The organism is Aequorivita sp. IT1183, from assembly GCF_058068265.1.
Map to the genome: position 1 here is coordinate 15,666 of NZ_JBYRHS010000006.1, position 24,984 is coordinate 40,649.

General features: G+C 37.9%; 17 protein-coding genes and 2 tRNA genes. 12 read left to right on the forward strand and 7 right to left on the reverse strand.

Features of this window, described 5'->3' with window-relative positions; translation table 11 throughout:
- Positions 1 to 19 precede the first annotated feature (19 nt).
- Complete coding sequence (locus AC3RVF_RS12750; RefSeq protein ID WP_489691619.1) at positions 20 to 409, forward strand: RNA-binding S4 domain-containing protein; 390 nt, start codon at positions 20 to 22, stop codon at positions 407 to 409.
- A 22-nt stretch (positions 410 to 431) separates the two neighbouring features.
- A complete protein-coding gene (locus AC3RVF_RS12755; protein ID WP_489691620.1) occupies positions 432 to 935 on the forward strand; it encodes a phosphoribosyltransferase family protein in 504 nt (167 codons plus the stop codon).
- Here AC3RVF_RS12755 and AC3RVF_RS12760 read toward each other — a convergent pair.
- On the reverse strand, positions 927 to 1,448 hold the full coding sequence (locus AC3RVF_RS12760; RefSeq protein ID WP_489691621.1) for a shikimate kinase: 522 nt from the start codon (positions 1,446 to 1,448) through the stop codon (positions 927 to 929). The genes AC3RVF_RS12755 and AC3RVF_RS12760 overlap by 9 nt on opposite strands.
- Before the next feature lie 203 nt (positions 1,449 to 1,651).
- Between AC3RVF_RS12760 and AC3RVF_RS12765 the strand changes: the two genes are divergently transcribed.
- From AC3RVF_RS12765 to AC3RVF_RS12775, 3 genes are all read left to right on the forward strand, one after another.
- A tRNA-Lys gene (locus AC3RVF_RS12765) sits at positions 1,652 to 1,724 on the forward strand.
- 582 nt (positions 1,725 to 2,306) lie between these two features.
- Entirely contained in the window at positions 2,307 to 3,077 is a 771-nt protein-coding gene (locus AC3RVF_RS12770; RefSeq protein ID WP_489691622.1) for a hypothetical protein, read from the forward strand.
- 2,373 nt (positions 3,078 to 5,450) lie between these two features.
- Positions 5,451 to 10,694 (forward strand): HYR domain-containing protein, encoded by a 5,244-nt coding sequence (locus AC3RVF_RS12775; protein WP_489693514.1) that lies wholly within the window; start codon positions 5,451 to 5,453, stop codon positions 10,692 to 10,694.
- A gap of 690 nt (positions 10,695 to 11,384) precedes the next feature.
- On the opposite strand, the gene AC3RVF_RS12780 is transcribed toward AC3RVF_RS12775, so the two are convergent.
- From AC3RVF_RS12780 to AC3RVF_RS12790, 3 genes are all read right to left on the reverse strand, one after another.
- Entirely contained in the window at positions 11,385 to 11,561 is a 177-nt protein-coding gene (locus tag AC3RVF_RS12780) for a histone H1 (RefSeq protein ID WP_489691624.1), read from the reverse strand.
- A gap of 404 nt (positions 11,562 to 11,965) precedes the next feature.
- Positions 11,966 to 16,303 (reverse strand): carboxypeptidase regulatory-like domain-containing protein, encoded by a 4,338-nt coding sequence (locus AC3RVF_RS12785; RefSeq protein ID WP_489691625.1) that lies wholly within the window; start codon positions 16,301 to 16,303, stop codon positions 11,966 to 11,968.
- Between the two features lie 164 nt (positions 16,304 to 16,467).
- Complete coding sequence (locus AC3RVF_RS12790; RefSeq protein ID WP_489691626.1) at positions 16,468 to 17,649, reverse strand: helix-turn-helix domain-containing protein; 1,182 nt, start codon at positions 17,647 to 17,649, stop codon at positions 16,468 to 16,470.
- A 398-nt stretch (positions 17,650 to 18,047) separates the two neighbouring features.
- Here AC3RVF_RS12790 and AC3RVF_RS12795 point away from each other — a divergent pair.
- Positions 18,048 to 18,130: transfer RNA gene (locus AC3RVF_RS12795), tRNA-Leu, on the forward strand.
- Between the two features lie 106 nt (positions 18,131 to 18,236).
- Here the strand turns inward: AC3RVF_RS12795 and AC3RVF_RS12800 are convergent.
- Positions 18,237 to 18,650 carry a helix-turn-helix domain-containing protein gene (locus AC3RVF_RS12800; protein WP_489693515.1) on the reverse strand — a complete coding sequence of 138 codons (414 nt, stop codon included), beginning with the start codon at positions 18,648 to 18,650 and terminating at the stop codon, positions 18,237 to 18,239.
- 58 nt (positions 18,651 to 18,708) lie between these two features.
- On the reverse strand, positions 18,709 to 18,894 hold the full coding sequence (locus AC3RVF_RS12805; RefSeq protein ID WP_489693516.1) for a type II toxin-antitoxin system HicA family toxin: 186 nt from the start codon (positions 18,892 to 18,894) through the stop codon (positions 18,709 to 18,711).
- 224 nt (positions 18,895 to 19,118) lie between these two features.
- Here AC3RVF_RS12805 and AC3RVF_RS12810 point away from each other — a divergent pair, with 224 nt between their 5' ends.
- The 6 genes from AC3RVF_RS12810 to AC3RVF_RS12835 all read left to right on the forward strand — a co-directional run bounded on the left by AC3RVF_RS12810 (position 19,119) and on the right by AC3RVF_RS12835 (position 24,370).
- Positions 19,119 to 20,021 carry a MerR family transcriptional regulator gene (locus AC3RVF_RS12810; RefSeq protein WP_489693517.1) on the forward strand — a complete coding sequence of 301 codons (903 nt, stop codon included), beginning with the start codon at positions 19,119 to 19,121 and terminating at the stop codon, positions 20,019 to 20,021.
- Between the two features lie 121 nt (positions 20,022 to 20,142).
- Positions 20,143 to 21,588 carry a phytoene desaturase family protein gene (locus tag AC3RVF_RS12815; RefSeq protein WP_489691630.1) on the forward strand — a complete coding sequence of 482 codons (1,446 nt, stop codon included), beginning with the start codon at positions 20,143 to 20,145 and terminating at the stop codon, positions 21,586 to 21,588.
- A 14-nt stretch (positions 21,589 to 21,602) separates the two neighbouring features.
- Entirely contained in the window at positions 21,603 to 22,445 is an 843-nt protein-coding gene (locus AC3RVF_RS12820) for a phytoene/squalene synthase family protein (protein ID WP_489691631.1), read from the forward strand.
- Positions 22,446 to 22,508: 63 nt separating this feature from the next.
- Positions 22,509 to 22,958, forward strand: coding sequence for a sterol desaturase family protein (locus tag AC3RVF_RS12825; RefSeq protein WP_489691632.1), 450 nt, complete (start codon positions 22,509 to 22,511; stop codon positions 22,956 to 22,958).
- A gap of 3 nt (positions 22,959 to 22,961) precedes the next feature.
- Positions 22,962 to 23,672, forward strand: coding sequence for a lycopene cyclase domain-containing protein (locus AC3RVF_RS12830; protein ID WP_489691633.1), 711 nt, complete (start codon positions 22,962 to 22,964; stop codon positions 23,670 to 23,672).
- Positions 23,673 to 23,785: 113 nt separating this feature from the next.
- On the forward strand, positions 23,786 to 24,370 hold the full coding sequence (locus AC3RVF_RS12835; protein ID WP_489691634.1) for an SET domain-containing protein: 585 nt from the start codon (positions 23,786 to 23,788) through the stop codon (positions 24,368 to 24,370).
- 10 nt (positions 24,371 to 24,380) lie between these two features.
- Here the strand turns inward: AC3RVF_RS12835 and AC3RVF_RS12840 are convergent, their stop codons facing one another.
- The gene (locus tag AC3RVF_RS12840; protein WP_489691635.1) at positions 24,381 to 24,944 is read right to left on the reverse strand and encodes a TlpA family protein disulfide reductase; all 564 of its coding nucleotides are present in this window, start codon (positions 24,942 to 24,944) and stop codon (positions 24,381 to 24,383) included.
- Positions 24,945 to 24,984: the final 40 nt, after the last annotated feature.

Below are 24,984 nucleotides of genomic sequence, written 5' to 3' on the forward strand. Positions count from 1 at the left end.
TGTTTTGAGCATAATAATTATGAGGATTGACAAATATTTATGGGCAGTTCGGTATCTAAAGACTAGAAACATCGCTACGCAAGCTTGTAAAAAAGGCGCAATACGTGTGAATGGTGATATTGTAAAGGCATCGCGAAACGTATATCAAGGCGATAAGATAACGCTTCGGAAAAATCAAATTAATTATCAGCTAGAAGTATTAGACCTTCCGGAAAGCAGAGTTGGCGCTAAGTTGGTAGATATTTACAGAAAAGATACCACCCCAAAAGAAGCTTTTGAAACTAATGAAATGCTTCAATACGCTAAATCTTACTACCGTAAAAAAGGCGTGGGACGACCCACCAAAAAAGACCGAAGAGACATAGATGATTTTACCGAATCTACTGACGAGGAAAACGAAGCGCAATAACTATATTTATAAAAATTAGCAGATGCAAGAAATGAACACCGTAATTCTAGACAAAAAGCAAATAGCTCATAAAATAAAGCGGATAGCTTACCAAATTTACGAAACAAACGTGGACGAAAAAGAAGTGGTAGTGGCTGGAATTACAGGCAATGGCTTTCTTTTAGCAGAAAAAATTAAAACGGAACTAGAGACAATTTCGCCTATAAAAGTTTTGCTTTGCGAAGTAATTATTGATAAAAAGAATCCGACAAAAGAAATTGAAACTTCTTTAAAAAGGGAAGACTACCAAAACAAATCTCTTTTGTTGGTAGATGATGTGCTACATTCGGGGACAACGCTAATTTACGGGGTTAAACATTTCTTAGAAGTGCCTTTAAAGCAATTTAAAACCGCAGTGCTAGTAGATAGGAATCACAAAAAATACCCTATAAAGGCCGATTTTAAAGGTATTTCACTATCCACATCATTAAACGAAAACGTTTCAGTTATTTTCGAGGACGGTAGTGACAGGGCAATTTTAGAATAGTTTTGCGATAATTTTCTCAACAGTTTCCGCTACATCTTCTGTAGTAGTATCTATTTTAATATTTGCTTGATTGTAGTAAAATGCTCTTTCAAAAAGATGTTTACGAATAAAGTCATTCACCTCTTCCTCGGTGTTTAAATGTGCCAGCAATGGTCTGTTATCCTTTTCTGAAAGCAATCTGGCTGTCAAAACATCGAGAGGCGTCTTTAAATACACTAAAATAGTTTCTTGCTGTTGCAGCATAAAAGACAAGGAATCGGCGTAACAAGGTGTGCCGCCGCCAGTGGCTAAAACAAAACTGCCCGATTGGTTTAAAAGGTCTTTTAAAACTTTATTTTCTACTTTCCTAAAATAAATTTCTCCTTTAGTTGAAAAAATCTCGGGTATGGTTAAACCTTCGGCGCTTTCAATTTCGGAGTCCATATCTTTAAAGGGAATCTTTAAAACTTTGGCGAGTTTTTCTCCCACGGAAGATTTTCCACTTCCCATATATCCAATTAAGAGTATTTGCATAGCTGTAAAGTTGCGAAGTTCTGCTTCTTTGAGCAAGGAATCGTCCAATATTATGCAGATATTTACTTTAAAAAGGAAGATTTAAAAAAAAGTTGAGTTGGGAGACCCTGTATTTCAGTGCTTTTGAAATTTATTGAAATTTATTGCAATTTCGTTTTGAAAATTTAATTTAATCATAGTATATTTGCACCCGCATAAAGGAAGACCTGGTAGCTCAGTTGGTAGAGCACCTCCCTTTTAAGGAGGTGGTCCCGGGTTCGAGCCCCGGCCAGGTCACAAAATGCTTAAAACCCCTTGATAACTCAAGGGGTTTTTATTGTTTTATAGGGTTTTTGAGTTCTGCGAATGAACATCCCCCCCTGGCCCCCCTTCGAAGGGGGGAATAGATCAAGTTCAATTGATTTAGTTATATAAAAATTGGGGTTATTCTTTAAAGGAATAATGGTAGTGGGACCACGAATACACGAATTTATTTTTATGCCTCGCTTTGCGCGGTCTTATGGTAGTGGGATCACGAATACACGAATATTATTTATTCCTCGCTTTGCTCGAGTTTATGGTAGTGGGACCACGAATACACGAATACTTTTTTCTACGGTTGCCTTAAAACCACCACGAATACACGAATTTTATTTATTTCTCGCTTTGCACGGGTTTATGTGAACATCCCCCCTGGCCCCCCTTCGAAGGGGGGGAATAGATTTGTGATGTGTTTTGCATATGCTTTAGATACTATAAACATACTTTATAGTTACTGTAGACATACTATATATATACTATAACCATACTTTAAATACGCTATAAACCTGACTTTTAGTTGATTAATGATTATATTAGTCGTATCTAAAACATTTTATTATGGCAAAGCAAGTAGGGATTGTTAAACTGAAAGGAACTATTGGAGATATTAATTATTACAACTCCAAGAACGGAGGGCACCTTGCGCGAGCAGCAGGAGGTGGCTTTAGTAAGGACAGGAAGAATAAGGAGAGTCTTGTGCGCACTATGGAAAACGCTTCAGAATTTGGACGTTGTAGTAAGACCAAGAAGTTTTTTAAAATTGCATTGGCGCCATTTTTATGCGTGCGCAAGGACGGCGAACTCCACGGTCGGATGGTGCAAATGTTTACTAGAATTAAGGATAGGGATAAAATAAACACTCGCGGCAAAAGAAATGTGGGTCGTGGCCTAGAAACTCCCATGGGCAGCAAATTGCTGAAGGATTTTGAATTTACGCCTGCCTGCAATGTTATAGAGACCTTAGCGGCCTCTGCCGAGTTTGATTTTACTACGCGAAGGCTAAGCATCACAAATTTTGATGCGAAGACTATTAAATTTCCCGGCGGTGCCACGCATATGGCGCTTACTTTGGGTCTTTTACACTTCGACTTCGACACGCTTGAATATCGTTTAAAGAATAGTGCCCCGCTCTATCTGGACAAGAACTACAGTGCGAATTCTTTTGAAATGCAGGTGGATCTGCCAGAGGTAACTGGGACTGCAATGGCCGTGCTGGGGATGAAGTTTTATCAGGAAGTGCAGGGGACGTATTATTTATTTAGAAGTGCAAATGCAGTGGGGGTTGAGAATTTGGGTACTTCGAGTGGGCTGAGTGTGACGGGTTTGTAGACAGGTTAAGGGGACCACGAATACACGAATTTTATTTTCTCGGTTTGGCAGGGTCGGGATTACATCCCCCCTTGCCCCCCTTCGAAGGGGGGGAGTGCGGATTGATGAGGGGTGCCACGAATGCATTTATGGTATTGGAGGCCGGGGGCTCATGATGGTGGCTGCATCGTAATGACGTTTGCGTAGGTTAACCACAGAGGGCGCTAAGGAGCCACAAAGAGCACAGAGGTGGAAAGGAAGGAGTTGGGGTTGGTGATACACATTTTAAACGCGCACTACTTGAGGAAGATTGATACTGATTTGTTGAGAGTATTAAAAAGGCAAAACTATATTTAATATGCGGACAGCCCTTCATATTTTGAGGCTCCATAAAATTTAGTGTCACCTCCTTATTATTAAATTATTATTTACAAAACCTAAGCTTTTAGGCACAATCGTTACTTTTTTAGGCATAATCGGTTTATTTTTAGCGTATTCCGACCTTCCTTTTTCATTTACACTCATTAATTTTATCACTGTAATTACAAATAGCAAGGTCACGCGTTGTACACTCGGGCCAGCGGGGCGCAGGTCAGTAAATAGGAAACCCGGATGAAAGAAAACAGGAATGGTTTACTATAGTGGCAAAGAGGACACAGAGGGCGCGGGATCTAAAATTTGTATTGAGGTTATAGGATTCCGAAGTCGGGCCCCTCGATACACCCTCCTGTCGTCGGGTACTTGGGGACCTTGCTGTAGTGACTAAATGAGAGATATAGGATGCAAGCAAATATACTTATACCCCTTCCGTCAGCTAGGATTGAGATTTGGGGGTGCGAACAAACATTTTAGCCCAGCTGCCACCCTGCCCGTATGTGTTTAGGCTGGCTTCCCCTTCAAGAAACTTCTTTCTTTCAAACTAAAATATCGAGAAGGGGAAGGAGCTCGGTGGAAAGGAAGAAACGGAGATGAAGATGAAATTGAAAACGACGTAAGACGTAAGACAAAATGGAAACACGAACCACGACTTAAGGGAATCACGACGATCCTTCGGTGGGCAGGTGCTGGAGTCACTTCAATTTAAAAGATGGAACACGAATCACATGTGGAAGGAACACAGCGTTAATACCGAAAACGCCCTGTTACTCCCCCCTTTGAAGGGGGGCTGGGGGGATGTTCTAGGCAGAAACCAAGAATAAAGTTCCCAATTCCAAGTATGATTTACCCCTTCCGTCAGCCGGGATGGAGATTTAGAGGTACAATCGAACTTTTTCGTCCAGCTGCCACCTTCCCCTTTGTTGTAGCTTTAGAGGTAGTATTGATGATTTTTAAAAGGGGAAGGAGCGCGCGGTGTTGAAACCGATTTCGACATTTTGGGTGAAATCGAAAACGAATACGGGATTCGTTGATTGGTTTATTGGATTGGTGCATTGATTCGCGATGCAAACGCGCGACAGCTAGAGTGGTATTGGCAAACATTTTAAACTCGCGTTGCTTGAGGAAGCATTATTTTTTATGAAGCAATATCATTAAAATGACAATTTGAAAAAATTGTTAAATAGGTCGTTCACTGGCACTAGGGGGGTGTTCACTATCAGAATCGCTCAACTCACATGATGAGGCCCAAATAAATTGATTATTTAAATGTGAGGTTTTATCTTCATCTCCGGAAATATAAAATTATAGGATGAAAAATTGTCTGGGATAAAAAATTGAAGTGTTTTGCCTCATTCATATATTGAAATGTTTTTTGTTTTTCTCCGTAGCGATTTACATACGTTTGGAGGTATAAGGGGGTTCGACTGCGCTCACCCTGACATCAGAACTACGCTCAGGACAGGCTGCTTACACTGGCATTAGGTTTAGGCTGAGGTTTGGAGGTGAAAAGGTTGGAATTGGTAAAGCTTATATGATAGACAACAAACATTTGCTAAAAAAATAGAATTCGGAATTAATCTTTAAAATGAAGTTGAACGAGGAATTTCCTTGAGCGATATTCTTTAATTGTTTTGAAGCAAGGTTACTAAAATACATTTTCAACTTGAACTTGATACAGCTTAACTCTCAAATTTAGCCCTGCTACCAATTTCGATGCTTACAGTAAGGCATTAAAAATTATAAAAAATCAATAAAAGCGGATAACGAATGCTGCTGATGTGAGCAATTTTTAAAGGAATACCATAGCAAATTGGTTAAATAAGTTGTTTTCAGAGGTATAAAATGTCCATTTCTATCGTTTATTTCAACAAAATAATTTTTTTTTAATTTTTAAAACCATGAATAGCAATTGTTTATATGTTTTTTTAATTCAATTTATGTTAAGTACGTAGTACCACGTATATCCACTTTAACATAATTTTTTACTTTAGCGCCCTTAATTAAAACTCCAAATCAATGAAAAAAATTACCCAATTCTTAACTATTATATTATTGGGTATTGTGGGAGCCGTTTCGGCACAAACAATATCCACCTCATCGGGCAGTGCAAATACAGTAGCTGTTTCTTTAGAGATGCAAGGTCAAATAGAAGTGGCCCTGAGGCGGCAGTCCATTACTGTTCCGCCGACCTTTAACAGATCACTAACTGCTACATACGTAGGATCATTTAAAACTAATGACGGTCCATTTTATACTACTAACCCAGCAGCACTGAGTGCTGTGGAGGCTGCTGCACTACTATTTGGAGGTTCCCCTACTGATTATGCTATTTCTACAAATTCAAATACTACTGATCCTACAACAATAACCAATACCGCATGGGTAACTACTTGGGGTGTATCTAATTGTCAAGAAGTAGCTGAAAATTATTTTCTTGATCTAGGAGCCCCTGGTTATAATGATCCAGGAGGAACAAATACTGCTACATCAGCATATGTTACTGACAACTGTTTAGGAAGTACAAATTACGTTTGGCGGATTATTTCCACTCCAGATGTAAGCTGTCCTGGAGACATAATAGTGCCTAACGACTCAAGTATTTGTGGTGCAGTAGTGAATTATACAGTAACAGCATCAGACCCTGACGATGGGCCATTAGTACCAACGCAAACAGCTGGTTTACCATCTGGTTCAGTGTTTCCTATTGGTGTTACCACTAACACTTTTGAGGCTACTGATAGCGATGGCAATACTGAAAGCTGTAGTTTTGAGGTAACAGTGAATGATACAGAGGCACCAACTTTTGGAGATCCACTAGTGGTTGATCAAGAAAGCTTATCAAATAATACTTGTATGGCTAACTTTAGTCAGTTAGATCTTGCGCAGTCTTTTATTCCATCTTTGAACAATTTGAGCGGAGCTTCTATATTACTCTCAGGAAATCCCGGAACAGGAGACGTTACCATAGCACTTTATGATAATTTACCTAACAATGGAGGTGTTTTAATGGCGAGTGGAACGGCAATTGGCGTATCGGAAAATGAATGGGCAGATACCTCTTGGCCCACTGTTTCGGTTACACCGGGAAATACATATTATCTTGTTTTTACCGGTACCAATGGAATACAGTGCATAGCGGGAGATACAGCAAATCCTTATCCAAATGGAAATATTTATGCAAATGCAGGGTATAACCCATTTCCTAACTATGATTATACTTTTAAGGTTTATAGTGGTGGTTCCACTTGTTTATCAAATATAATTGCGAATAATGATTCAGGGAATTGTGGTGCAATGATAACCTATATTGCTCCCGTTGGAACGGACAATTGTTCTGGCGCTTCCACGGTTCAAACGGCAGGTTTGGCTTCAGGGCAAATATTCCCAGTCGGGACTACTACGAATACTTTTGTAGTAACCGATGCGAGTGGGAACACCGACAGTTGTAGTTTTGATGTAACAATAAACGATACCGAGAATCCAGTAGCCAACTGTGCTGCCCCATTTATCATTCAATTGGATGCTAATGGAGATGCGAGTATTACAGTATTAGATATTGAAAATGGCAGTACCGACAACTGTGGGGTAGCAAGCACTTCGATAGACATTACAGACTTTACTTGTGCAGATTTGGGACCAAACATAGTTACATTAACAGTAACAGATGCGAATAGCAATGTATCAACTTGTACCACCATTGTAACTGTTGAGGACAAGGTTGCGCCTGTAGCAAATTGTGCTGCTCCGTTTACTATTCAATTAGATGCAGCTGGAAATGCAAGCATTGTTCTTGCAGATATTGAAAACGGAAGCACCGATGCCTGTGGAATTGCGAACACTACAATAGATAAATCAACTTTCACCTGTGCAGATGTAGGTGCAAATACAATTACTTTAACAGTAACCGATGTAAATGGCAACAGTTCAACTTGTACAACAATTGTAACAGTTGAGGATAACATAGCACCGATAGCGGTATGTGTTGGATCTACTCCAATATTCATAGGATCTTATAAGGTTAGTGATGGACCAAATTGGGGTACTAATCCTCCCGTTTATAGCCCGCAAGATGCCGCTGCTTTAATTTTTGGAGGTAATGCATCAGATTATGCAATCTCTGTTGATCCCAACACAACTGATCCGAACACCATTACCAATACTGGTTGGACTGATAGTTGGGGGTCTGGTTTTGCGATCAATGCTGAAAATTATAGTTTGGATACTGGAGCCCCCGGCTATAGTGATCCAGGTGGATTAGGTTCTGCGGTATCTGCTTGGGTAAATGATCATTCTGATTATAGTAAAATAAATTATGTTTGGGCTACCTCCTCTCCTATTGTAATACAATTGGATGTAAATGGCCAAGCAATATTGGATCCCGCGACTATTGATGGTGGAAGTACAGATAATTGCGGTATTGCCAATATATCGGTGAGCCCTAATAATTTTACATGTGCGGACGTTGGTCCAAACACGGTAACCCTAACGGTAACGGATGATAACGGAAATGTATCTACGTGTACAAGTGTTGTTACTGTTGAAGACAATGTTGCGCCAATAGCAAACTGTGCTGCACCGTTTACCCTTCAATTAGATGCCAGTGGAAATGCAAGCATTACGGTTGGAGATATTGAAAACGGAAGTACGGATGCCTGCGGAATTGCAACTACAACAATAGATAAAACAAGTTTTACTTGTGCAGATGTAGGTCCGAATACAGTAACCCTAACGGTAACTGATGTAAACGGAAACGTTTCTACTTGTACAACAGTTGTAACTGTTGATGACAATGTAGTGCCTGTAGCAAATTGTGCTACACCATTTACGATTCAATTAGATGCTACGGGTAACGCAAGCATTACAGTTGGAGATATTGAAAATGGAAGCACCGATGCCTGTGGCATTGCAAGTACAACAATTGATAAATCAACGTTCACTTGTGCAGATGTAGGTCCGAACACGATTACTTTAACTGTAACCGATGTAAACGGAAATGTTTCAACTTGTACAACAGTTGTAACTGTTGAAGACAATGTTGCGCCAGTAGCAAATTGTGCCGCGCCGTTCACTATTCAATTAGATGCTGCTGGAAATGCAAGCATCACAGTTGGAGATATTGAAAACGGAAGCACTGATGCTTGTGGCATTGCAAGTACAACAATAGATAAATCAGCATTCACTTGTGCAGATGTTGGTCCAAACACGATAACTTTAACGGTAACTGATGTAAACGGAAATGTTTCTACTTGTACAACAGTTGTAACAGTTGAAGATAATGTAGCGCCTTTAGCAAATTGCGCTGCGCCGTTCACCATTCAATTAGATGCCGCCGGAAATGCAAGCATCACAGTTGGAGATATAGAAAACGGAAGTACAGATGCCTGTGGCATTGCAAGTACCACAATTGATAAATCAACGTTCAATTGTGCAGATGTTGGTCCAAATACAATTACTTTAACGGTAACTGATGTAAACGGAAATGTTTCAACTTGTACAACAGTTGTAACAGTTGAAGACAATGTTGCGCCAGTAGCAAATTGTGCTGCTCCGTTCACAATTCAATTAGATGCTGCTGGAAATGCAAGCATTACAGTTGGAGATATTGAAAATGGAAGTACAGATGCCTGTGGCATTGCAAGCACAACAATTGATAAATCAACATTTACTTGTGCAGATGTTGGTCCAAATACAGTGACCTTAACTGTAACAGATGTTAACGGAAACGTTTCAACTTGTACAACAATTGTAACTGTTGAAGATAGCATCCCACCAACCATAATTTGTCCAGCAAACATCACCGCAAACACAGATCCGGGAGATTGTTTTGCTACGGTTACGTTTGTTACACCAGTAGCTTTTGACAATTGTGGCATTGCTACTATTATTCAAACAATGGGCGATCCAAGCGGAAGCAGTTTCCCAGTAGGTGTAAATACTATTGAGTTTACTGCAACAGACGTAAACGGAAATACAAGCACTTGTAGCTTCAATATTACAGTGACCGACAATGAAGCTCCAGTAGCTGTTTGTCAGAATATCACTATTCAACTTGATGCAGCTGGTAATGCAACAATTGTGGCAGCAGATGTTGATGGTGGAAGCACAGACCAATGTGGTGTAGCCTCTACAACTATTGACATCAATACATTTGATTGTTCAGATGTTGGAGACAACAATGTGATATTAACGGTAACAGATGTTAACGGAAATACTTCAACTTGTACAGCTGTAGTAACTGTTGAAGATGTAACGGCGCCAGTAGTGGTTTGCCAAGACATTACAGTAGTACTCGATGCTTCGGGTACAGTAACCATTGCGGGAATAGACGTTGACGGCGGAAGCACTGATGCTTGTGGAATAGATACCTATACTTTGGATATGGCCACGTTCGATTGTTCAAATGTTGGAGCAAACACAGTAATATTAACTGTAACCGATGTAAACGGAAACACGTCAACTTGTAATGCTACAGTAACGGTTGAAGATAATACTAGCCCAGTACTTGTTTGTCAAGACTTCACTTTAGAACTTGGTGCAGATGGTACTGCTATCCTTGACCCAAGTAATGTGATAGCCTCTAACGATGATGCTTGTGGCATCTTTGCTTCGGCAGTAGATATTACAGCTTTCGATTGTTCAGATATTGGCGCGCCAATTACGGTTCAGGTATTTACAATAGATCTAAATGGCAACCTTGCAACTTGTACTGCAGAAGTAACAGTTGTAGATTTATTAGCACCAGTAATTACTTGTCCAGCAGATCAAACTGTTGATCCGGGACCTGGAAATATATTCTATATTCTTCCAGATTACTTTGCAACAGGTGAAGCTACAGCTATCGACAACTGTACAGATCCTGTTACAATAACAACACAGAGCCCAGCAGTAGGAACACCACTTTCTGATGGAACGTATACAATCACACTAACAGCGACAGACGAATACGGCAACACTAGTACTTGCGATTTCGAGCTAATAGTAGAAAGTGTACTTGGTGTTGGTGATAACAACCAAAATCTTGGAAGCATAGCAATGTACCCCAACCCAGCAAAAGGAAGTGTGACTATCGGAAACCCACAGAGCCTAGAGCTTGAGAGTGCTAATATTTACGACTTGACGGGAAGGTTGGTACAAACCTTCAACCTAAAGGGAATGACTACAGCCAAGACCCTGAACGTTGACAACCTTGCCGCCGCTACTTATGTAGTGATAATCAAAGGCAAAGAAGGGCAGATAACCAAACGACTTATAAAAGAGTAGTTTTCAGAATTAATAATTTTTAAAATCAAATCGCCTGAGGAAATTCCTCAGGCGATTTTTTTTGTTTTTATAGGAATAAGATAGCGATTACTCGCTGCATTTATTTTCATTGATTTCCATTTTAAAATGGTCAATCTATATCAGGGAAGTGGGATGGGAAATGGGATGGGAAATAAGAAATGGGAAATGGGAAGTGGGATGGAGAAAATACGAAATACGAAGTGGGAAATACGAAATGTGAAGTTGGAAATAAGAAATACATAATACGAAATGGGAAATTGGAAATTGGAAATGGGAAATTGGAAATACAAAATACGAAATACGAAATGTGAAATGTGAAGTTGGAAATATGAAATACATAATACGAAATGGGAAATACGAAATGTGAAATGTGAAGTTGGAAATATGAAATACATAATACGAAATGGGAAATGGGAAATGTGAAATGTGAAGTTGGAAGTTGGAAGTTGGAAGTTGGAAGTTGGAAGTTGGAAGTTTACTTGTAAAATTAAATATAAAAGCTTTGATGTGCCGGTCAAAAAAAAACACCCACATCTAAATTGATCAACTTTAGGAATACAAAAAGGCCAGTGTTTTAGCACCAGCCTTTTTAATAAAATATAACATCAACATCTATGTCTGATACTTATAAAGTCATTCTTTAGAAGTATCAGAATAGATTTGAAAACATTATTTTTTTGATTCTTCGATAGAAACTTTTCTAAATTGTTTTAATAATTTTTCCATTTCTAGCGTAGATTTTCTCGCTCTTGCCCCTGCGGCTTTAACTCCTTTTTCAGTAAGCGAATCTGCCTCTGTTTTAAAAGTTTCAAATTCAGCGTTGATTTTCTCGATTAAGTCTTTCATAGTATTGTTTTTAAAATTGAGGGACGAAAATACACTTTGACCGCGTAAATAAAAAGAAGATTAACGAAAATCCTTTGTTGAGGCTGAGAATTAGTGGTGAAGAACGTTAGGTTGAAAGACTTAGGACGGTGGGATATAGGTTGTAGGGTGTAGCTTGTGGTTGTAGTATTTAGGATTGAATGACTTAGGACGTAGGACTGAAGGACGTAGGACGTAGGATGTGGGGATTAAGTTGTAAGTTGTTGAATTTAGATTTTGGATCGTGCCTTTGGTAGTGAGGTTGGTTAAATTGAAATTGAAGATGTAGTACTATTCGATAACTAAATAATAAAAAAAACCGCCTCATTTTTAGAAAATGAGACGGCTTACACTTGGGGTAGAATTGAGGAATTAAAATGTGCTAATTATAGAAAGAGTAGTTTCTTGGTGGAAACTCCTGCTTCTGTTTCTACTTGAATAATATAGGTGCCGGCAGAAAGATGGTGTTCCATCATAGTTGCTCCAGCTTCCTTTACAGCAGAGTATAATAATCTTCCATTAAGATCTACTATACGTACCGTAGCGCGACTTGGCAGTTCTAATGTGAATCTACCTGAAGTTGGGTTAGGATATACCAAGAATTCGGGTAAGTTTTGGTCTTCTACTCCCAACATAAATATCTCTACCTGTGTCTTTTCTGAAACTCCAGTTTCATAAACTGCTTCAACTTCTGCTATGTGCCCTTGTGGTGTAAGGTTTTCTAACAAGAATGTTGTTTCTGTTACATCTTCAGAAATTAAGTTGCCATCTAGATAAATGTTATAGGAAAGAGCGTGGTCATACTCTCTTTCAAATTTGATGTCATCTATTTTAAGGATATAACTGTCGTTACTTACATAATTAATAGCAACATATTTAGCATCTACGGGTGTATCAAAAGAATATTGAGTCCAAGCTTCAGGAACAGTAATTTCATTTCCGAATGCTGTAAAATCTGATACATCGGTTCCAGTAGTAGAATATAGTACTCTAATATTTTCTGGGGTTGCGCCTACTAAAGAAGCTGCGCTGAATGAAAACTCACCAGTTCCGGCAGGAATTATTATCCAGTCGTTATTAGCACCATTAGGACCAGCAAAGCCAGTTAAAAATCTACGTCCAGAAACTGCCTCCATTGCTATTGGTGGCGATGTTGCGTATGGATTAAAAACCATAAACGACATAGGGTCTCCAGCACTTGGGAAGTTGAAATTAGTATAGGTGTACGTTTCTAATCCGTCTAAATCCCTAAGAATATAATTTGAAATATTCTGACGTTCAAAATCGTCATATCTTTCCATTTGATCTGTATAGGTACTGTGAAGTGTCCAATCAAGTTGGGCTGCATCTGTACCTATAATAGTAGCTGTAAGATTTGAAGGTTGTACTTTATTCAAATTAACCGGAACTGTAAGACTACCGTTTTCTTCTACTACTACGTCAGTAAGTTCTACGATTTCGTAGTTATCCAATTCAATACGTATGTTATACGTACCGTGTAATAAATGATCGAATGTTACAGATGGTGGTGCTGCCACAGTTGTTTCTGCAAAATTATTGCTATTCGAAATAGAAATATAGGCTCCTTCTAAACTACCACTATCGGTTGTTAGGTTTAAAGTGAAATCGAAGAACATATTATGTTCAATTTCATTTGAAATACCTTTTTCAGAAACAAGGCTATTACCATATTCAGCGGTAATTCCGTATTTGTACATATCGGGCGCGGCACTGCTTAAAGTGGGATCGTTAAAAGTGGTAGCTGTAATAGGGGCCGTAGTAAGCTCTGTCCACGTAGTTGCGGCTGCAGGGCTTCTATAAACTCTATAACCTGATGGATTGGCAGCTGTAGTATTATTAGTAATACCGTAGATGTTCCAGTTCTTATTAGTAAGGCTCATCGCGGTCCATACACCATTCTCGTACTTCATACTTCCCTTGTAAGCTGGGACGTTTGGTCCATCGTCTAGTCCTATTGGGTAAGCGCCGTATTGACCGGCAAGAAATTCAATTCCTATCCAAAGTTCTTTCGTATTATCAATAGCAATTGTCTGTGAAAGTTCAAAATCATACCATCCTTCCGTTGTGATAGAAGCGGTTTGTGAATGTATTAGTTCTGCCCCGTTGGCTCCTTCAAAAATTTTAATGATGATCTCGGCATTGTTAGCTATGTAAGCTTTTACATGTGTAAGTTCTGCATCAGCATTTACTTGATTTTGCAAATCTGAAGGCAGAAATCTTATACCTGCAATAAACGGATCGCCTCCATTCCCCCAAGAATCTCCTGCGGTAACAAAGTCTCCCCACCCTATTGAGGTTTCGTTAGAATAGCCAACTGGAACTCTCCAGTTTACTTCGCCAACACCATTATTATTTACCGCCATCACATTACCTGGCTTAGGTGTTGCTAGATTTAGGGTAATAGGGTCTAGTGTATAATCTGCCGCCTCACTTGTAATATTTATTGTTTCCGCACTATATAACGGATGTACAGCTTCAAGATCGTATTGCTTATTGGCGAAGGCATCTAAAGTATAATTACCAGTAGCATCGCTGATGGTAGAAAATTCAGAAAAGCCAGTTAAATGAAGGTTAACACCTTCTATTCCTAACCCTGCCTCGTCAATCACAGTTCCAGAGATTACTATTGGAAGCGAATTATCTAAAACAGCATCTAGAACAAGTTGTTCGTTAGGTGCAATAGTAAAACCTATTTCAATAGTGTTAAACGTATTTTTGCTAAAGGTAGCTACGTAATCGCCAGCCATAAGCGCTGGGATTGTATAATTTCCTGTAGCATCTGTAGTAGTTGTTTCGGTTTGGTAAGCGCTACCTCCATTTGGAGTTATAGTTACTGTTACATCTTGCAATGGTGAGCCATCTGAAAGAAGTGTAACTGTACCCGATAAGCTACCGTAATCTGTGGTTTTTTCAACAACGATACTTGGGATAGTAGGTACTACCGTAGTAGCCCAAGATGCCGGTTGCGATGTAACTACACTTAGATCTACAGAGGTACCATTTGCATAATACGTACGCATTCCGTCGACCGGTGTATTGTAAAAGTTTCTTGGATTTACCGACGGTGGATTTGCCAGTAATGGTTTTACGATGGTTATAATTACATTTTGATTACTGCTAGCATCGTAATAAAAAGGTTGGTCTAAATCGATTGCAATTTCATTTGTTCCTGCAGGGAATTCAACATCGCCATCAAACAATAGTTTTTGATCGCCATAGTATTCCCATACTGCATTGTAAATGGTTGTTCCAAAAGTATCGCGATTCGATAAACTCATATATACTTTATAACGAGCTGTAGTTGTAGTTCCTAAATTTCCAAAATAAGAAATTGATGTAATAAGGCCACTGTTACCTATTTCTTCAGGCGTATAAATACTTTGCGAAATAACAGAACCTCTACTAAGTTCGAAAGGCTGGGTGGCAACAGCATTGCCGCTGGTTACAGACATTTGGTTTTCTCCCAGGCCTGAGTAAGCAGACACAATTGCAGAAACGCCTAAATTAGCAGGGCTCGTTTGTGCGGTGATGCTATAAGTATAAAGGTATAATGCGGGAATATTGTTTTCAGTAAAAGTGGTTCCTGGATGCATCTCTACTAATGTTTCGGTAGTAGCACCAAGACTACGTTTAATAGTATAACCTACCACAGGATCTTGTAATACACCTCCATTTGCGCCGTAATCTACCGCGTCCCAAGAGATCACTGTATTTGAGCTTGCATCTTGTGTAAATGTTATATTAGCAGGAGCTCCAGGAGTAGTTTCATATCCAAAAAAGGTAGATGGGGTATTATAAGGAATACCATTGCCAGCATTATTATAAGGTACAAATCTATGGGTATAAGTGCCTTCTGCAGGCAGTACATCTATATAGTTCATGCTTTGGCCCACAGCTGAAGGAAGATCTGCAATTTCAATAAGATTCATTGGGTTTGTACCTCTATAAATCTTTACGCCCGTCATATTTGAAAGCGTATTACCCGCATTATCTACCGTAGGATTAACCCAGTCAAAATGAGCTTCAAATTCAGTTCCAATTTGTGTTTCTACAGTAAACTGAGTGATCGCGCCTGGCGCTAAAGGCTCTGTATTTGGAGAAAATTGAAGATCGTCCACAAGCATCATATAACCTTGGGATACACTATTTATAGCTAAGTATTTTGCATTAGCAGGAATTACATACTCAAACTTTGTCCAGTTTAATGAGGGAGTTGTGGTGTTTCCTCCATTAAAGAGTATAAAATCCTGAGGGTCTGTTCCTGTAGTTGAATAGCCTACTTTGAAGGCATCAGGACCCAAAAAATCGGCGGCACTTTTAAGGTAAAACGAGAAGCTTCCACCTGGATGATTTACCAATTCATCAGAAATTAGCCAGTCGTTTACTGGGCCATCCCATGAAGAGATACTTGCGAAATATTTTTCACCTGAATGGGTGTCGAAACCATTAAGAGTGTTAGGTGGACTGGTTTGCGAAGGTGTATAAACTATAAATCCTAATGGGTCGCCCTTTCCTGGAAAACTTTGAAATGGGCCAGCGGTATTTAAACCATCCACATCGACGGAGGTCCATCCAAGGATATTATTTTGTGTAAAATCGGCATGTGATTCTACATCATCATTAAAGGGTTGTAACTGTCCCTGCGCCCAGCCAGTAATGGCAATTAAGAGGGCAAACAGTAAAGTAGCGTTTGTTTTTTTCATTCTAAATGTTTTTTTTAGGGTTTTTTTACAATCAAGAAGACTTAATTCAAAAAAATATATTGAGGGAGCAAACTAATCAGTTTAGCTTCAATTGACCAAATTTTATTACTCCGTTTGGTCCCAAACAGACACCCAGAAATGATAAGATGTTATATATGAATATTTTATGAATTGAGGTGTTTTTTCCGATAAACAGCTGGGGTTACTCCTTCAATGTCTTTAAAAAATCTATAGAAGACAGACATAGATTTAAAACCAGCTTCTGCGGCAATACCTTCAATGGTAAAATGAAGAAGGGTTTCCCCAGCAAGCAAGCGTTTGCTTTCCTCGATGCGCAATTCGTTTATATAATTGTAGAAGGTTTTATTTAAACTATTATTGAGGCTATGCGAAATGGCATTTCTGCTTTCCGAAATTGCGTCGGCTAAATCGTTTAGGCTAAAGTTTGGGTTTTTATATACTTTTTGTTCGCTCATAAGCTTTTCAACTTTATCGATAATAGTATCGTCTTTGAGAAGATCTAGTTTATAGGCGTGTAAAATTTTAGGCGAATCGTATGCGCTTTGGGGAACATCATTTAAATGGGTTTCATTTGAATAAGTTTCGGCATGAGGGTCTACCCGATCGAAAATTAAAGGGTATTTATATATCATTAAGGTTATATAGAATAAACTAACAGCAATCACGGCGTGGTATGCCATGTATAGAATATAAGGATCAAGATAGGTAATCCGTAAAATGGTAGATACTCCACCAATAACAAAGACCAAGGCAAAACTGTAATTTATAATATGTAGCCATTCCAGTTGCCTGCTTTCAATTTCAGAATATCGCTCCTTGAGCCGCTGATGCCTCAGTTTTAAAATGCGGTTTGTTTTAATAAAATAAAAAGGCCCCTGTATAGTTGCGAGGTAAGAGCAAAGCAAGGTTCTAGTACGATACCACTCGTGCTGCCGCATAGTAGCAATAGAAAAGTCACTGTCAAAAAACAGATATAAAGTAAAGGCTACATAAAGGTACACTGGCAAAAAATGCAGGTGGTCACTCTTTTGGAAGCCTTCATATTCGTAGAAAAGAAATTTAACATAGAGATAGATGGGAGGAAACAAAACAAGGGCGATCATCGGGCCTATAAAAGTAGTAAGCGCTACGCTAAAAAATGGGCCTTGGTGGATGAAGGCAAAAAACCAGTAACAGGAAAATCCCCATACAAACAGAAGTAGGGCAAGCATATTATTGGCAAAGGGCCTGTCTTTGTTTTTGGTTGTGAGGTAAATACCCGTCACCGCTTGGGACGCACCAAAAAGCATTAAAACCGAAAAATAAGATTCAATTAGGGATAACATGAAGTATTACAAAGCTAGGATGAAGGGAAAACTACTATTTATAGAATGGGGTTTAATTTAGGTTATAAATTTAGCAATAAGGTGAAGGGTAAACAAGACATTAATATTGAATTTAACTATTGCTTTTTCAACAGGGATTGTGGCTTTGTAGGCCGAATTTAAAAACATATCAAACAATAAATCTCGCAACTTACAGATTTTCAAATCACCAGGGAATACAAGCCCTAATCCTGCGTGAATCTTTGAATTTCATTTTAGGACGACTCAATTAATATGATTACTTTTGCACATTGTAATAATACTAACCTGGACAGGTTAAAAAGTTAATCCAATGGTTTAACTTTTTTTTGTTTTGCACATTTTTGCAGCGGCTTTAAGTATTTTTATAATATGTACCCACCCGGGTGCTGGAATTGGTAGACAGGCATGGTTGAGGGCCATGTGTCCTTTGGGCGTGTGGGTTCAAGTCCCATTCCGGGTACGAATAAAACCCCGTAAGACTATGTTTTATGGGGTTTTTCAATTTTTGGATTATCAAATTTAGGAACAGTCTTCAGAAAATTTCTACTTCTTTAATATTGATAGCATTAGAAGGAAACGGATAGTAACTCCTTTCCGAGATCGTGCACCGCTTTTTCGATTTTTTTGGCCTGATCTTCTGAGGCATTTGCTTTGCCGGTTTTATATTGACGTAACAAGGAAGAATTGATATTTGCTTTTTCGGCTATTGATCCAATTTTTACCTCTGGTATAAGATTGAAGAAACTCTCAAGGTCCATTTTATACTCAAATTCCACTCCATTTTTATACTTAACGACCCAGTCCTCTTTTAATTCCTGAGCTACTTCCAAGTGTTCATCAAATACTTTTTGAATTTCTTTTTTCAATTCAGATAGTGAATTCCCATAGGCTGAAACTACTCCGTCTAAATTTTCTGTCGTACCCCAATAGGTACCGTCCGTTGCTTTTTCGACATAGACTTTAATTCTTTTTTTTTCCATTTTTGCTGTCTTTTTTTACCCTGCATTGCCACCTAATTCTTTAATAATGAAAGTGGTGTTAAATACTAAGCCCCGCTTGTTTTAAGATTGAATTTACTGTTCCTATCGGCACATCCTTTTTTGGATGGGGAATAGTAACTAATCCCTTTTTCACTGGATGTTTGAAATGGTGATGGCTGCCCTTGGTTCTCACAATGTACCAACCATCCTTTTCAATCATCTTTATCAAGGAACTTGATTTCATAATCCAAATATATAACAATTTTGTTATATAACAAAATTGTTATAATCTGACTTACATTCGAATGTACTCCGAGAATGAAAAATGGGGCCCGCAATTCTTATTTAGAAAAAGCTAGTTCTATCCCTAAAATCTGACATTAATATTTGTTTAGAGTTTTCAACATTTTTCTAAACAATCTCACATCTTTTTAGTACTTTCACCTCGTAATAATAAATTATTCTTCAGTGGTCAAAACACAATTTGGCATTAAAGATCTCGAGAATCTTTCCAACGTAAAAGCCCATACCATTAGGATTTGGGAGAAAAGATACAACCTTCTTGAGCCAGACCGTACCGATACAAACATTAGAAAGTACAATCTCGAAAATCTAAAAAAGCTATTAAATATAGCTTACCTATATAATGCCGGGTATAAAATTTCGAAACTTGCAAGTTTAGATTCTACGCAAATTCAAAAGTTGATTAGGGAAAGCATAAATGGGCTCGATTCAGAGTATATGCTCAATGTTTTTAAATCGGCAATGTTTGAATTTGACGATGAACTTTTTGACGCTACCTTGGACAAATTTTTGGAGAAACGATCTTTCAGAGATGTTTTCATACAAATATTCGTGCCACTACTTAATGAAATGGGTATTCTCTGGCATTCGGGAACTATTGATCCATCGCACGAACATTTTATTTCAGAGAAAATAAAACATTCCATTATCGAGCATTCGGCTAAGCATAAGCATACTACTGACCGAAAAAATACGCAGCTATTTGCGCTTTATCTTCCTTTCCAAGAAATTCACGAGATTGGCTTACTCTATGCTAATTATGAGCTGCTATCAGCTGGATACAGGACCATATACCTAGGCGCTAATATACCGATGGATAGCTTAAAGCACGTTCTAAAGACCAAAACCAAAATAACTTTTGTCACCTATTTTACTGTACAACCAGAGAATGATAACCTTGAGAAATATTTAAACGAATTTCAAAATGAAGTTTGCGCCAAAGGCCCCAGTGAACTTTGGGTTTTAGGCCGCAAGTTTAGTAAGAACTACAAGAGCACAAAAAATGTAAAGCTTTTTAAAGACGTAAAACATTTTACAGATCAAGTTGAAAGCCTTTCAAACAGTTAATTTCTAGTCCTTTTAAAATAAATCTACCAAAGGTTTAGTCTCTCTAATTTATTAAATAAAAGCCAAAAATGATCTGCAACTTTTATTTTTGTTTAAATATAATGTAGATTTGTTAAACAATATGAAAAAAATCGCAGTTATTGGTTCCGGCTTTTCATCCATCGCGGCTTCGTGTTACTTGGCTCAAGCGGGAAATAATGTAACTATCTACGAAAAAAACAGTACGATTGGTGGCCGAGCTAGGCAGTTAAAGAAAGACGGTTTCACTTTTGACATGGGCCCTACTTGGTACTGGATGCCAGACGTTTTTGAACGCTTTTTCAATGATTTCGGGAAAGCACCTTCAGATTATTATGAGCTTGAAAAGCTAAATCCAGCATACCGTGTGTATTTTGGAAAAGATGATTTCATCACAATAGAAGATACGCTCGAAAAAATATGCGCTGCTTTTGAAAAGGAAGAATCTGGAAGTTCCATAAAACTCCGGAAATTCATGGATCAAGCTATGGATAACTACAACATAGCTATCAAAGATTTGGTATATCGCCCAGGCGTTTCTCCTTTAGAGCTGGTTACTGTTACTACAATGAAAAAGATTGGGCAGTTTTTCAGCACTATTAGTAAGGACGTTCGCAGAGAATTTACGAATCCAAAATTAATTTCAATTTTAGAATTCCCTGTTTTATTTTTAGGAGCGAAGCCTTCCAACACCCCAGCATTTTATAGTTTTATGAATTATGCCGACTTCGGACTCGGAACTTTTCATCCAAAAGAAGGCATGTATTCTGTAGTTGAAGGAATGAAAACGCTAGCTGAAGACTTAGGGGTAACCATAAAAACCAATCAGAATGTAGAAAAAATAATCGTTGAAAACGGAAAAGCAAATTCGTTGCTTATAAACGGTGAAAAAATTGAGGCCGATGTAATTTTAAGCGGCGCCGATTACCACCATACCGAAACACTTTTAGACAAGCAGTTTCGTCAATATTCAGAAAGCTATTGGAGTAAAAAAACCTTTGCCCCTTCTGCCCTGCTGTTCTATATTGGTTTCGATAAAAAAATTGAAAACGTAGATCATCACACCTTGTTTTTCGATGTAGATTTTGAAAAGCATTCACAAGAAATTTACGATTCCCCACAATGGCCAGATGAACCATTATTTTATGCAAGTTTCCCTTCAAAAACAGATGCTAGTGTTTCGCCTATAGGCAAAGAAGCAGGTATTTTCCTGATTCCGTTAGCTCCTGGATTAGATGATATTCCAGAAATTAGAGAAGATTATTTCGAGAAAATAATGGATCGTTTTGAAAAAACAACAAACCAAGAGGTTAAAAAATACGTTATATTTAAGGAATCGTTTTGTATTAATGATTTTGTTTCAGACTACAACAGTTACAAGGGTAATGCGTATGGTTTGGCAAATACACTATTGCAAACGGCCTTTTTAAGACCAAAATTGAAAAGTGGTAAAGTGAAAAATCTTTTTTTTACCGGACAGCTCACCGTGCCGGGACCAGGAGTTCCACCCGCCCTTATCTCAGGAAAATTAGTTGCAGGTTTAATCTAAAAAGAGAACACACATTGAAAGAACTTTTTGACATAGTATCGCGTAAATGCAGCAAAGAGGTTACTGGAACTTACAGTACTTCCTTTTCGTTAGCCACTCGTATGCTTGGACCTTCCATTCGCCAAGACATTTATAATATTTACGGTTTTGTGCGTTTTGCAGATGAAATTGTTGATTCATTTCACGATTATAATAAGGAAGTTCTTTTCGACCGCTTTGAGTACGGTTTGGCTGAAGCACTTGAAGATGGTATTAGTTTGAACCCAATTTTAAATTCATTTCAGGAAACAGTCCGTAAATACGAAATTGACAAAACCTTAATCGACAAATTTATGTCGAGTATGCGCTTAGATTTAACCAAAAGTGTTTATAATACTACTGAAGAATTTAATGATTACATCTATGGCTCTGCAGATGTTGTAGGCTTAATGTGTTTAAAAGTATTTGTAAAAGGAGATGACGCAAAATACCATCAGTTAAAAGAATCTGCTATGAGTTTGGGTTCGGCGTTTCAAAAAGTAAATTTTTTACGCGACCTAAAAGAAGATTTTGAAAACTTAAACAGAACCTATTTTCCAAATACAAATTTGGCTGCTTTAGACGAAGCTTCAAAAGCGCAAATAATACAAGAGATTGAAGAAAACTTCAACCACGGATACCAGGGAATTTTACAATTACCGCACGATTCTAAACTCGGTGTTTTTGTAGCGTATAGATATTACAAACGTTTATTGAAAAAACTTCAGCAAACACCCGCAACCGAAATTAAAAATGTGCGCATCCGCGTTCCGAATGTTGAAAAAATTGGGCTTTTAACGCGGAGCTATGTAAAATATCAATTAAATTTGGTGAAATAATTTTAGTTATTTTTCCTATTTATTTCACATTAGGAATTTCAAAATCACAAATTAAAAAGTAAAATGACCACTGTTCTTTGGATATTAATTTTCATTGTCACTTTCAGTATTATGGAGTTTATGGCGTGGTTTACCCATAAATACGTTATGCACGGTTTTCTGTGGAAGCTACACAAGGACCATCACCACAAAGATCACGGTAGTTGGTGGGAGCGTAATGACTATTTCTTCATTTTTTACGCATTGGTTAGCATCAGCTGTTTTATTGGCTGGAGCTATTTCGGCTTTTGGGCTGGATTGCCTATAGGTTTGGGTATTTTCGCTTACGGACTTGCCTATTTTTTTGTTCACGATATTTTTATACACCAACGTTTTAAAATGTTCCGAAACGCCAATAATTGGTATGCTCGTGGTATAAGACGCGCTCACAAAATGCACCACAAACACTTAGGAAAAGATAAAGGTGAGTGCTTCGGGATGCTTTTTCCGCCATTAAAATATTTTAAAAAATAAACCATGTGGCATCTTTATTTTCTGCTGAATATTGCATCGTTTAGCGTTCCATTTTTGTTCAGCTTTCACCCAAAATTGAAGTTTTATAAACTTTGGAAATACTTCTTCCCCGCCACCTTTATTATGATGGCTTTTTTTATACCCTGGGATATCATTTTTACGCAAAATGGCTATTGGGGTTTTAATGAAAAATATCTCTCCGGAATAAGTTTAGCTGCCCTTCCTTTAGAGGAATGGATTTTCTTTATCTGCATTCCATACGCTTGTATTTTTACCATTTATGCGTTTAAAAATTTGCTTCCCAAGTTTTCATTATCAAATAAAACCACGGATATAGTATATTATACACTACAGACTGTTTTAATTGTTACGCTACTTTATTTTTATGATCGGTGGTATACGGCCGTAAATTTTGGATATGCAATCGTTTTATTGGTTATGGTTTATAATTATAAACGCGATGTTTTAAACGTTTTCTTTCCAGTTTTCCTCATCCTTTTGGTTCCCTTTTTTATTGTGAATGGTTTCCTTACTGGAAGTTGGATTCACGAAGAAGTAGTTTGGTATAACGACGCACAAAATTTGGGTATACGAGTAGGCACAGTACCGATTGAAGACAGTATTTATGCATTAACAATGTTGCTGACTATCTATGTTTTAATGGAAAAATTTAGGGAGAAATACGGTTCAAAACCAATTGAAATAGCAAAATAATTTTCTGAAAAAATCGACAAATTAACTGCTATAAAATTTCATATGCAATAGAAGGAAAGATGTAAATTGATTAAGAATTTGCATTACATTTATTCCGCAAAATTACATTGTTTATGATACACCCTAAAACAGAATTAAAGTTTATAAGCAAGGAAGTAGGATATGGCGTAGTTGCTACAGAATTTATTCCCGCTGGCACAATAACGTGGGCTTTAGACGATTTGGACCGTGAGTTTACTCCCGCCAAACTAAAGAAAATGAACGCGCTTTACCAAAACATTTTAGACACTTATTGCTATAGAAACCGGAAAGGAAACTACGTGCTTTGTTGGGATTATGGCCGCTACGTAAACCATAGTTTTAAAAGCAATTGCATATCTACCGCCTACGACTTTGAAATTGCAATCCGCGATATACATCCCGGAGAAGAATTAACCGATGATTATGGATACCTAAATGTTTCTGAGCCTTTTACAGGTATAGAAGAAGGCACGCGCCGTAAAACTGTATATCCTGACGATCTTTTAAATCATCACGAAACTTGGGACAAGCAACTCATTAAAAATTTTCCAAAAATTATAAAGGTAGATCAACCTTTGAAATCTTTATTAAGTGCGAAATCGTGGGATAGAATTACTGCAATTGCAGAAGGAAAAAAGGAGATGAAATCTATTAAAGAAATTTACTATTCTGTATAGTTTTTACAGATTATTCTTCTAGCAGTTTATCCAGAAGTGTTTTCATTTTTTCGCTATTCCAATCGGCTGCGCCTTGTTCATCTATTATAATTTCGCCCTTTTTGGAAATTAAATAAGTAGTGGGCAAAACGTGTGCCTCCAACTTTTTTGGTGCTTCAAAAGTTTGAAGAAAGATGGGCAGGGTGTAAGCATTCTTCACCATAAATTTTTCAACTTTTTCAGGCATTTCCGAAGTCACAAAATAGAAGTCTACTTTATTGCCATAAACATCGTATAATTTTTGGAATGAAGGCATTTCTGCTACACAGGGAGGGCACCAAGTAGCCCAAAAATTCACAATAGTTACTTTCCCTTTAGATTGTGAAAAGTTTACTTCTTCGGCATTTAATTTTCGCAAATTCCAATCGTAATCTTGAAGTGATTCTCGCTCACTTTCAGCTTTTTCAGAAGGAGAAAAAGAAATAAGTCGTTGCACAAATACCTGAATGGGCATGCGTGTTTGCGGAAAAATAAGCAAAACCAATATAGCGACAAATAAAATGTTGCTCCAGTGTTTTTTTAGAAATGGAATCATAATTTTAGGGTATAAAAAAACCTAACAGGTATTTTAAATC

Excerpts from the sequence above, each read along its gene's own strand:
- AC3RVF_RS12750 (WP_489691619.1), top strand. The coding sequence starts at position 20 with ATGAGGATTGACAAATATTTATGGGCAGTTCGGTATCTAAAGACTAGA.
- AC3RVF_RS12755 (WP_489691620.1), top strand. The coding sequence starts at position 432 with ATGCAAGAAATGAACACCGTAATTCTAGACAAAAAGCAAATAGCTCAT.
- AC3RVF_RS12760 (WP_489691621.1), bottom strand. The coding sequence starts at position 1,448 with ATGCAAATACTCTTAATTGGATATATGGGAAGTGGAAAATCTTCCGTG.
- AC3RVF_RS12770 (WP_489691622.1), top strand. The coding sequence starts at position 2,307 with ATGGCAAAGCAAGTAGGGATTGTTAAACTGAAAGGAACTATTGGAGAT.
- AC3RVF_RS12775 (WP_489693514.1), top strand. The coding sequence starts at position 5,451 with ATGAAAAAAATTACCCAATTCTTAACTATTATATTATTGGGTATTGTG.
- AC3RVF_RS12780 (WP_489691624.1), bottom strand. The coding sequence starts at position 11,561 with ATGAAAGACTTAATCGAGAAAATCAACGCTGAATTTGAAACTTTTAAA.
- AC3RVF_RS12785 (WP_489691625.1), bottom strand. The coding sequence starts at position 16,303 with ATGAAAAAAACAAACGCTACTTTACTGTTTGCCCTCTTAATTGCCATT.
- AC3RVF_RS12790 (WP_489691626.1), bottom strand. The coding sequence starts at position 17,649 with ATGTTATCCCTAATTGAATCTTATTTTTCGGTTTTAATGCTTTTTGGT.
- AC3RVF_RS12800 (WP_489693515.1), bottom strand. The coding sequence starts at position 18,650 with ATGGAAAAAAAAAGAATTAAAGTCTATGTCGAAAAAGCAACGGACGGT.
- AC3RVF_RS12805 (WP_489693516.1), bottom strand. The coding sequence starts at position 18,894 with ATGAAATCAAGTTCCTTGATAAAGATGATTGAAAAGGATGGTTGGTAC.
- AC3RVF_RS12815 (WP_489691630.1), top strand. The coding sequence starts at position 20,143 with ATGAAAAAAATCGCAGTTATTGGTTCCGGCTTTTCATCCATCGCGGCT.
- AC3RVF_RS12825 (WP_489691632.1), top strand. The coding sequence starts at position 22,509 with ATGACCACTGTTCTTTGGATATTAATTTTCATTGTCACTTTCAGTATT.
- AC3RVF_RS12830 (WP_489691633.1), top strand. The coding sequence starts at position 22,962 with ATGTGGCATCTTTATTTTCTGCTGAATATTGCATCGTTTAGCGTTCCA.
- AC3RVF_RS12835 (WP_489691634.1), top strand. The coding sequence starts at position 23,786 with ATGATACACCCTAAAACAGAATTAAAGTTTATAAGCAAGGAAGTAGGA.
- AC3RVF_RS12840 (WP_489691635.1), bottom strand. The coding sequence starts at position 24,944 with ATGATTCCATTTCTAAAAAAACACTGGAGCAACATTTTATTTGTCGCT.